Annotated in this window: 9 protein-coding genes and 2 pseudogenes; 5 read left to right on the top strand and 6 right to left on the bottom strand. The window is 46.8% G+C overall.

Translation table 11 applies throughout. From position 1 onward, the window contains the following. The first annotated feature begins 96 nt into the window (after positions 1–96). Positions 97–603: a TIGR02652 family protein gene (locus F6K37_RS22810; protein WP_044492328.1), complete on the top strand. Its 507-nt coding sequence runs from the start codon at positions 97–99 to the stop codon at positions 601–603. Between the two features lie 122 nt (positions 604–725). Further along, the gene (locus tag F6K37_RS22805; RefSeq protein ID WP_008180100.1) at positions 726–1163 is read left to right on the top strand and encodes a VOC family protein; all 438 of its coding nucleotides are present in this window, start codon (positions 726–728) and stop codon (positions 1161–1163) included. 273 nt (positions 1164–1436) lie between these two features. Here the strand turns inward: F6K37_RS22805 and F6K37_RS22800 are convergent, their stop codons facing one another. The 6 genes from F6K37_RS22800 to F6K37_RS22775 all read right to left on the bottom strand — a co-directional run bounded on the left by F6K37_RS22800 (position 1437) and on the right by F6K37_RS22775 (position 8569). Further along, on the bottom strand, positions 1437–2645 hold the full coding sequence (locus F6K37_RS22800) for an FtsW/RodA/SpoVE family cell cycle protein (RefSeq protein ID WP_287252312.1): 1209 nt from the start codon (positions 2643–2645) through the stop codon (positions 1437–1439). Positions 2646–2647: 2 nt separating this feature from the next. Beyond that, on the bottom strand, positions 2648–2773 hold the full coding sequence (locus F6K37_RS22795) for a hypothetical protein (RefSeq protein ID WP_287252310.1): 126 nt from the start codon (positions 2771–2773) through the stop codon (positions 2648–2650). Between the two features lie 361 nt (positions 2774–3134). Further along, on the bottom strand, positions 3135–3335 hold the full coding sequence (locus F6K37_RS22790) for a phycobilisome linker polypeptide (RefSeq protein WP_008180106.1): 201 nt from the start codon (positions 3333–3335) through the stop codon (positions 3135–3137). 286 nt (positions 3336–3621) lie between these two features. Beyond that, positions 3622–4107, bottom strand: a complete 486-nt coding sequence (apcB, locus tag F6K37_RS22785; protein ID WP_008180109.1) for an allophycocyanin subunit beta — start codon at positions 4105–4107, stop codon at positions 3622–3624. Between the two features lie 95 nt (positions 4108–4202). Next, positions 4203–4688: an allophycocyanin subunit alpha gene (apcA, locus tag F6K37_RS22780; protein WP_008180111.1), complete on the bottom strand. Its 486-nt coding sequence runs from the start codon at positions 4686–4688 to the stop codon at positions 4203–4205. A gap of 632 nt (positions 4689–5320) precedes the next feature. Next, positions 5321–8569: a phycobilisome rod-core linker polypeptide gene (locus tag F6K37_RS22775; protein ID WP_287252307.1), complete on the bottom strand. Its 3249-nt coding sequence runs from the start codon at positions 8567–8569 to the stop codon at positions 5321–5323. A gap of 375 nt (positions 8570–8944) precedes the next feature. Between F6K37_RS22775 and F6K37_RS22770 the strand changes: the two genes are divergently transcribed. From F6K37_RS22770 to F6K37_RS44740, 3 genes and pseudogenes are all read left to right on the top strand, one after another. Beyond that, positions 8945–10159, top strand: coding sequence for a class I SAM-dependent methyltransferase (locus F6K37_RS22770; protein WP_287252305.1), 1215 nt, complete (start codon positions 8945–8947; stop codon positions 10157–10159). Then, positions 10149–10280 (top strand): annotated as a pseudogene (locus F6K37_RS44745) (hypothetical protein); the annotation flags it as partial. The gene F6K37_RS22770 and the pseudogene F6K37_RS44745, both read left to right, overlap by 11 nt. Then, positions 10229–10349 (top strand): annotated as a pseudogene (locus F6K37_RS44740) (hypothetical protein); the annotation flags it as partial. The pseudogenes F6K37_RS44745 and F6K37_RS44740, both read left to right, overlap by 52 nt.

Here is a 10349-nt window from a genome sequence, read left to right as displayed (position 1 = left end):
AGTGGGGTCACTTAGACCAACAGCAATAAATACCCAGTTATAATGATGGAGCCATTAGGTAATAGCATATACCTCTAAGGCAATCTTTAGCATTTAATGATTGATTCTAGCTTGCAGTACCCGATATTCGGTTCAGAAATAAAATGTCCTCACTGCCGTCAGATAATTCCGGCATTGACGTTGACTGACACTTACTTGTGTCCACGTCATGGTGCGTTTGAAGCCAACCCAAAAACTGGGGAACTGATTCATTTACAATCTGGGCGTCACTGGCGTCTATGGCAAGATAAATGGTACCGACAGCACACTCATCCTGATGGAATTCGCTTTGAGATTCACGAAGCCCTAGACAAGCTATACACTGAAGGATATCGGGCAACACGGGTGATTATTGCCAGTCGTTATCGGGATTTAGTGAGTGCCTACCTAGAGCGCAGTACCCCCTGGCGAGGGAACTCAGAGTCAGGCCAACCCAGGTTGTATGGCTTGCCGGTAGAATTTAGCCCAGAACCTGAGGAAGAACCTTGTTGGGCAGTGATTAATTTTGATTTGGAAAAAGAACCAGGGGTACCTGTGCGCTACCCTTATTTCCGATTGTTTTAGTGATTGCTAGATTGGTAGATTGGTGAGCACGTGATTAGTGATTAGCGCTTGGTGATTTCAGTACACCTGTTGTTGGTTACAAAGGAATAAGGGTAAAGGAAAAAGGCCAAAGGACAAAACCCATGCATCACGCTTCGATTCGCACAGCCAATATTCATCGCGCGATCGCATTTTATGAGAAGTTGGGATTCACGGTATCTGAACGCTTCACTACCGGCATGACTCTAGCGTGTTGGCTGAAGGGACTGGGGGGACGCTTGGAACTGATCCAAATTCCTGAACCATTACCAGCACCAGATGCCTTTGGGGATGAGCATTATGTGGGGTATTACCACGTGTCTTTTGACCTAACTGATAGCGCTACTGACTTGCCAAGTTGGTTAGAGTGCTTGAAAGAAAGTTTTAAAGAGGCTTCTGAGCAGAACCCAGAGCAGTTTCAACCGTTGAAGGTTCTCTTGGAACCTACCCAACAGATGATCGGTAATCGTGTTTATGAGGTAGCGTTTATCGCTGATACTGATGGTTTACCGTTGGAGTTTTTGTATCTACTAAAAACCTAGACCTAGACATCGGTTTTAGGAAGTGGGGAGTCGGGAGTGGGGAGTCGGGAGTCGGGAGTCGGGAGTAGGAATGCCCTGAAAAAAAAATTACTAGTCTGTATAGCGCTTTTTACGCTAATGAGGTAAACATAATTTTTGCCCTGTTCCCTCTTCCCCTCCTGGGAGGGGTTAGGGGTGGGTTCCTCTTCCCTGTTCCCTGTTCCCAGATCCGCTGTTCCCTAAAACCAGAAACTCTGTACCTCACCAAATTGAAAACCGCTATATTGGTCACTTTTACCTTTTGGCTTTGACCTTGTGCCTTCTTTGCCGTCGTTCTGCTATCGACTGGCGGCGACTTTGTATAGACACAACTTTCGCCTCACTACTCTCTCGTGCCACCCGAATCAACAACCCAGCGGAACACAAACTGGAAATCATCGAACTTCCCCCATAACTAAAGAATGGGAAGGGTAAACCAGTAGTGGGAAGAGCCCCAGAAGCGACACCAATATTCAACAGAGACTGTCCTACAATAAACAGCATTGCTCCAATCGCGATTAACTGATAGACTCGGTTTCTTGCCTTAATAGCTACAATCACCGCTAGGGTCATGTATGTCATCAACAATAACATTAGCGCTATACTACCAGCAAAGCCAAATTCCTCAGCAAAGACAGAAAAGATAAAATCAGTGTGTTGAATGGGTAAATAGAATAACTTTTGTTGGGATAACCCAAAGCCAGAGCCCCAAGTCCCACCGGAGCCAATAGCTAGAAGACTTTGAACCAATTGGTATCCATCTCGCATTGGATCAGCCCAAGGATTTAGGAATGACATCACCCGACGCCGCTGGTAATCCTTAATGCTGATACTGAGTACTGCCAGCAGGACACCACCAAATGCTGTACCTCCCAAGTAAGAAAACGGTAACCCTGCTGCTAGAGCAACTAGCCACAAGGTCATCCCACAAAGTGCTGTTGTACTCAGATTAGGCTGTAACAAAATTCCCACCAACACCACCATAAAAATCCCCAGCCACGTGAAACGAATCCGCCACTGAAGCCGGTCCCACTGCCCAAATACCCGAGCTGCTTGTAACACTAGAAACGGCTTCATTAACTCCGAAGGTTGCAGGGGAACCGAACCGAAAGATAACCAGCGAGTTGCCCCATTAACCGTTGTGCCCACACCAGGAATTAAAGTCAATAACAGCAGCACCAACAGCCCCAGGACCAACCAATGGCTGATCTTTAGCAAATAACGCAACGGTGATCGCACCAATAGGTTAAATCCCACTAAACCTAAGACTACCCACATCAGCTGTCGCTTGACGTAGTATGTTCCATCCCCTAACTCGACATCTGCGATCGCATAAGAAGCTGAGAAAAGAATTACTATTCCGATCAACAGCCATAGAAACGTTAACCACTTCAGTAACCGAGCACTAACTGCCCAGTCTGTAGTAGAGGGGTTAAATAAGAGAATCAGGTTACGTAGAGCCACGTTTAATCAGGTTGGTTGAAGGTTATGTGGTTGTTCGCGTAGCGTGGCCGAAAGGCCAAGGTTATGTGGTTGTTCGCGTAGCGTGGCCAAAGGCCAAGGTTATGTGGTTGTTCGCGTAGCGTGGCCAAAGGCCAAGGTTATGTGGTTGTTCGCGTAGCGTGGCCAAAGGCCAAGGTTATGTGGTTGAAGGTTGTTCGCGTAGCGTGGCCGAAAGGCCAAGGTTATTTGGTTGTTCGCCTTTGGCCTTTGGTTTCTTGTTTATAGCTTTTCTCATAGTAATGAGGTACACAATCTTTTTTCCCTGTTGCCTGTTGCCTGTTGCCTTTTGCCTATTCCCTAACATCCCAAATGTACCTCACCGAATTTATAAATGCTATATCTTCCCTCTGTTGCCTCTGTTTCCATCCCCCCATTTTCCACCAAAAATCAAAAAGGGGTCGTAGTAGACCCCCTGAAATTTTTTTATAAACAGCTATTATCGAAAAATTATTACAAACCGGTGTTTGTACCTTGCTTACCAGTTGCCAGCTTAACCTTAATAATTTTGCCACCCATTTTCTGGATGCGCTGCTGCTCACGGAACCAGTTATCGTAGGAAACTAGCTTGGTAAAAAAAGTATTCTGTAACTCCCGTTGTGTCCTAATTCTGCTTTGGCTTGGCACACAAGCAGTTATTTCAAACGTCCGCATGAGGTTATTTCTCCTAGTAAAATTCAAGAAAATTTTAATTCTGGTTTGATTCCAATATGTCTAAAAAATCCCCTATCGCCTATAGCGAGGGAATAAATTCGTTAATCGAATATCTCAACTATTCCAAAGTCTGGGAGTTAATTGTCAATACTAGACTGTCAAAACTCCTCTGCTTGACTGACGTGAGCCAGATTCGCCTTTAACAAGCTAGCACTCACAATCAACTTCCCAGACCTTAATTACACAGACAACTACAGGCTGGCGAATTCCATCAACACTAGCTAAGTTAGCTTAAGCCAGAGCAGATGTAGTCAAAGTATACACCCATTTCCTTACCCGCATCAGCACCAACTAAGCTAGCGGTAACTTCCTTCATGCCTTGGATGGAATTGGTGGTATTGCCAATGGGAACACCAAGGGAGTTGTAGGTTTCCTTCAAGCCATTGAGTACCCGCTCATCAAGGATCGATGGGTCACCGGCCAACATCGCATAGGTAGCATAACGCAAGAAGTAATCCATGTCACGGATACAAGCTGCGTAGCGGCGAGTGGTGTACATATTGCCACCTGGACGAGTGCTGTCGGAATACAACAGGGTCTTAGCAACCGCTTCCTTAACGATGGTAGAAGCATTAGCACTAATGGCAGTTGCTGCACGTACCCGCAGCTCACCAGTTTGGAAATAGCCCTTGAGCTTTGCCATAGCGGAGTCGTCCAAATATTTGCCTTGGACGTCGGCAGAGTTGATAACAGCAGTAATTGCGTCTTGCATGATTCTATTTCCTTATTTAACTCAAGTTGTGATTATCGGTTCTACAGACAAACTTTGCCATCATCAGAACACTAGGCCAAGGAGTATTTATTGCCCTACAACAATCCACCAATCACATAGTCGAAGTAAGAGCCAGCTTCAGCAGCATCGTCCCCAGACATCATGCCAGTAGCAATACCCTTCATGCAACGGACGCTTTCGGCAACAGCATCAATGGAGGTACCTAAAGACTTGTACATTTCCTTAGCACCTACCAGACCAATTTCCTCAATTGGTGTGGTATCACCAGCAACAATACCGTAGGTAATCAAGCGTAGGTAGTAATCCATGTCCCGCAGGCAAGTAGCGGTCATTTCTGGACCGTAGGCATTACCACCAGGAGATACCACATCTGGACGCTTTTGGAATAGTTGGTCTCCAGCTTGCTTAACAATTGTCTCACGGGAGCCTGTTAAGGTTTGAGCGATACGTAAGCGCTGCTCACCAGAAGTAACAAAGCTTTTGATACCGTCTAATTCACTAGGGCTCAGATAGCGAGCCTCAGCATCTGCATTCACGATGGATTTCGTGACAATACTCATAGATGGATTCCTCCAGAAAAAAATATTACCAGGTTTTTTAAACTGGCATTTCCAAGAATGAACGCTCTCTAACTAACCTTGCGGTGTAATTAGAGCTTCTGTAGCATTGCAGTTACCTGCAATGTGCCGGGTAAATCGCCGTTCTCGATACGCCGTCGGAACTTCAGCCGACGCACGCCCCAGCAAAACTTGGTTTGGCTAACCCCGCCTAAATCAAAGGCATAAATCAAAGCAGGTTAATCATACACCTAGCTTCCGGGAATATTTTGCTACAGATTGTTGACATTTTTCCTAGCTTCGCAACACATCTTAACATTTTCCCTAATAAAGTTTGAAAGGTCAGTTACAGGTTAGTGGCCTGAGTTAGAGGTTAAAGGTTGAAAGTTTAACCTTTAAGGCTAGTCCAACCTACCGACCACCTCCAAACCTTCAACCTTCAACCTTCAACCTTCAACCTTCAAACCTTCAACCTTCAACCTTCAACCTCCAAACCTTCAACCTTCAACCTCCAAACCTTCAATTTTAAACTTTTAACCTTCAACCTTCAACCTTCAACCTTCAACCTTCAACCTTCAACCTCCAAACCTTCAAACCTTCAACCTCCAACCTCCAACCTTCATAATTCAGACTTTTTACTGACTGAGCCGCTGATAGGGGACTACGTCTTCACCAAAGAAGCGGGAGTATTCTCGACTATCAACCATAGCTGTTACTGCAGCTTCTAGACCCTGTCCCGCCAACAGCTGCTGGTAGGTTTGAACCTCACCGTGAGTGTTAGGGTTACGTCCGAGTAAGTGCCGGAACAATAACTCGACCACTTTGGCAGGGGGATAAGGCTGGTAAAACCGCTGACTATAGCTGTTACTACTGGCCAAGGCTTTAACAAACTGCCGCACCGAAATTTCTCCATTGCGCAGTTGACTGTCTAGATGCTGTTGCCGGTATTTTGGTGGTACTGGTTCACCGAATAAATCCAGGACTTGGTCATAAATGGCATCAATCACCACTGCGGTTTCAACCTGAGAAATGTTTGGGGTGATGCGGAAAATCCGTGTCGCCTTAGCAGATTTGGGATTCAAGGTTGAGTGCTTCCGATTAGAAGAACGACCTACCTTGGCCAGCTCGGAAGGGTTAGTAGCCACCTGCCACTTTTGGGCAGCCATATCTGCGATCGCTTTTCCGGTCAGAGGTAGCTTAGACGAATCCATGCGAGGCTCGACTGGATCAAAGCTTGGTACCACCACATCACTATTCTGCTTGGTCTGCTGATTATACAGCTTCTCGGTGTTCGGGAAATTAGCAGCTGGTAAGGTGGGGAAGCGGCGGTACGGGACGGTATCTTCTCCAAATGCCTGAGCATATTCCATGCCATTGACCATTGCCCCAATAAAGCTCCGAATCCCTTCAGAGGCTAGAATTGCGTTGTAGGTCTGGATTTCCTTCTGATTTAAGGGGGCACGTCCTAGGAAGTGCTTGGTACCCAGTTCAATCACCTTGGTGTTGGGGTAGGGGGTGTAGAACTCTTTGATGTAGAGATCAGAACAACCTAAGCCTTCAATAAACTCCTTGAGATTAATTTCGCCATTGCTCAGTCGGCTTTCCAGGGAGGTAAATGCTGCTTGGATCACATAGGGTTCAAGATCCCGCTCAAATATCTGCCGATAAGCTGCTCCAATTAGGACTTTCAACGCTGGCTTATCATTAAGGTCAATCAGCTTAAAGATCTTGGTTTGTTCACGCTGTACACTAACCCCCTGATTAATCCGGAATTCAACTTCCGGTTCGGTGAGCATCTCTTTGCCCATACCCAGCTCAACAAAGCGAGGTACTTTCTCCTCAGCCATGATTGCCATTGCTGATGTCACGCTACCAGACACTCCTCCGGTGCGCATTTTTAAACCAGCCGCCGTCACATAGCGCTCATAGGGAACCGTATCTTCCCCAAATGCCTCAGAGTACTCTTTGGTGTTGACAATTGCCTCTACTACACCGTAGAAACCTTTTTTATAGGCAACATCATAGTAACTGTTCATCTCGGAGCGCCCATAGCTAGGACGACCGAGTAAACGTCGGTGGATATATTCTATTGCCTTGACTACATACAATGGTGTCCAGTAACGTTTGCGGAAACCATCAGACTTCGCCAGCATTAGGATAAACTCGCGGACGGTAATTTCACCGTTTTCCAGCCGAGCTTCCCCTGAAGTCAGCCGTTCCCCTTCATAGGGCATAAAGCCAAACACTCGCAGGTAACAGGCACGAATTACCCTTTGAGTAGAGCTTTCAGCAAATTTGATACTCTTGTCTTGTGTACTAGGGATCTGGTCAAGGCGGATCACCTTAGAGCCAAGGGAACCGGGGGACATACCCCTTGCCCCTGGATTACTATTTTGGTTATTGATTCCTGGGCCTTGGTGGATCAGCAGGCGTTTAGTATCTTTGCCAAAGAGAGCGGGGGTGGTAGTAGGATTCCGGGTTTCTTTCGGGAAAATTGCCCCAAACTGAATTTCCAACGAGTCATTACCAGAACCATAGACATGTTGGTCAGGCAGCGGTTGCTCGTACTTGGCAAAGGTATTGAGAAACTGGGCATCCTTACGGAAGGGAGCACTATAGCGCAACAAATCTTGCTGCATGCCCCAGTTACGGCATTCTTGAGCCTCTTGACCATAACCCCTCAGATAGGGAACCGTTTCTTCCCCAAAGTAATCAGAGTATTCCTGAGAATCCACCAGGGCATCTACTAGAGCGGGTAGACCACCATCGGAAACAATCGAGAAGTAGCTTTGGACTTCTTCCCTTGAAGATGGACCCCTACCTAGGAAATGGCGGAAAGCTAGTTCTAAGGCCCGACTATTGATAAAAGGTTCAAAGAATTGCTTCCGGTATAGTTCAGATTTGCCCAAACGGCGAACAAACTCCTTCATGGAAATGTTCCCGTTTTTAACTAGAGATTCCAGATAAGAAATCGACAAACCGTAGGCGCGGGTAATGTCACGCTCAAAGATTTGCCGGTAGGCAGCTTTAACTACCTCGGTTTTTTCTGAGGATGACAGACCGGGCTTCATCACAAACTTAGGACGCCGCTCGGCTGCATTAAAGTAACTTTGGGGCAATTGCAGACCTTGTTGGTCTATGGAAGGCCGTTGCCGCAGTTTATCGGAGGGTGTAGCAGCTTTAAATTCGTTCAGGGTAATGTCAAAGTACTGAGCAACAATCTCCTGTGCCGACTTATCACCTTTGAAATAATCTAGTGAAGCCGCCCGCATTCCCTGGATTGCCACGATGGTAGCATCAGCTGAACAAGCATTTTCAATGACTTCCCGCAAACCTCGAACATTAACCACTAGGATGTTGGGATCACCAGCAACAATCGCGTAAGTGATATAGCGCAACGTCCAAGATAGGTCCCGCAAGGACTTTTGCATATTCCTCGGGCCATAGCGGTTGATGTCGATGGGACGGAAACCTGGTGGGGTTGGTCCAGTTGGAGAACTAAACAGAGAGCGGAAGCCCCCAAATAATCCACCTCCACTCTCAACAAAGGTACTAGTTCCCAAGGTTTTGGTGTCGGGAACCCCTGTAGCGCCAGCCCCTACTAGGGCAGGTGCTTCCTTAGGCTTTTCCAGGAAAGCCATTGGGGAACCACCCACGAAAATCCGGTTAGCCGCCTTGGATACGATTAGGTCTGAGTTTTTGGTAATCAGATCAGCAATTGCTAAACGCTTTTCTCCGGAACGGAAGTAATCCAGTAGCTCGTTGATCTCTCCATTTCCTAAGAAGCGGTCTTGCTGTTCTGCTTGGATAATGGTTGCAGATGGGACAGTTTGATAGAGTTGCACAGGGGCAACTGAGCTTCCACCACTTGCCTTGACACTCATTGGTTTGTTAAAGCTCCTAAATTTTTATGCTGTCATTGCGGACTTATGCCGCAGTTAATAAACACGTTTTAGACACCCATTTGGTGGGTAGGCATTTGATGTTAGTCCTATCCAATCTCACTTTGGAGCAAGGGATAAGGATAACCTACTAGGTCGTAGGTTCCCTAGAATTTCCCAAAATGGATGTCATTGGTAAACTCGACTAGCTTTTAGATTAAAACTTTTCTGATCTCTACGGTTTATTTATTAAGAATTGTATAGAATTTAGGGGATCGAGTTCAGGATTGATGGCCATTGATCCCAGTAAACCTTTGAGATTATACTTTATTTTCGTAAAAAATTTCCCCGAATAATTAAGTTTTGTAAAGTTTTGTGATGAAAACCTCTCAAGAAACCGCTGCTGCCGTTGAGCGCCTCTACGATACCTACCCTTTTCCCCCAGAACCCTTACTCGATGAGCCACCTCCTGGATACAACTGGCGCTGGAATTGGCGAGCTGCTTATAGTTTTTGTACTGGGCACACACCCCAAAGAGAGGAGATTCGGATTCTAGATGCTGGTTGTGGGACAGGGGTAGGCACAGAGTATCTAGTTCACCTCAATCCCCAAGCCTCAGTAGTGGGGATTGATCTTAGTGCTGGGGCTTTGAAGGTAGCCCAGGAACGCTGTCGCCGCTCAGGTGCTGATCGGGTCGAGTTTCATCACCTGAGCTTGTACGATGTTGACCAAATCGAGGGTCAGTTCGATCTAATTAATTGTGTGGGAGTGTTACATCACTTGCCAGACCCGATCCGTGGGATTCAATCTATAGCTAAGAAACTAGCACCGGGGGGCTTATTTCATATCTTTGTCTATGCTGAATTAGGACGCTGGGAAATTCAGTTGATGCAGCAAGCGATCGCACTTTTGCAGGGTCAAAACCAGGGAGACTACCAGGATGGGGTGAAGGTCGGTCGTCAATTATTTGAAGCTCTCCCAGAAAACAACCGAATTGTCAAGCGAGACCGGGAACGCTGGGCTTTGGAAAACCATCAGGATGAATGCTTCGCGGATATGTACGTTCATCCCCAAGAGATTGACTATAACATTGAAACCCTATTTGAACTAATCGATGCGGCTGGCTTGGAGTTTCTTGGGTTTTCCAATCCCCGCTACTGGCAGAAAGAGCGCTTATTTGGCAAGAATCCAGAGTTAATGGCACGCTCAGAACGTCTGAGTGAACGGGAGCTATATCGGTTAATTGAATTATTAGATCCCGAACTGACTCATTATGAGTTTTTCCTCACCCGTCCTCCCTTAGAGCGAGTAGATTGGTCAGAGGATAAAGACCTGTTAGCCGCAATTCCAGAACGGCACCCTTGTATGACCGGTTGGCCAAGTAAGTCCCTATTTGACTATGATTACCAGCTGGTTAAGCTATCAGACCAGGAATTTACGTTTCTCGAAGCCTGTGACGAGAATGGTAGCTCACCCGACGACTCATCCCAAAGCCAAACTGTAGCAGAAATTATTAAGCATGTTAACTTCGATTTAGATGGAGTGCGATCGCTACTCCAACGGCAGTTGATTATGCTCAAAATTGATAGTTGATAATTCAAGCATTCAGCGGTCAGCGGTCAGCGGTCAGCGGTCAGCAGTCAGCGGTCAGCGGTCAGCCATCAGCGGTCAGCGGTCAGCGGTCAGCGGTCAGCGGTCAGCGGTCAGCGGTCAGCGGTCAGCGGTCATCGGTCAGCGGTCAGCGGTCAGTGGTCAGTGGTCAGCGGTCAGGGGTCAGCCTTCA

Source organism: Moorena sp. SIO4E2, assembly GCF_010671945.1.
Taxonomy (GTDB): domain Bacteria; phylum Cyanobacteriota; class Cyanobacteriia; order Cyanobacteriales; family Coleofasciculaceae; genus Moorena; species Moorena producens.
This window is presented reverse-complemented; position numbering and strand designations above follow the sequence as displayed.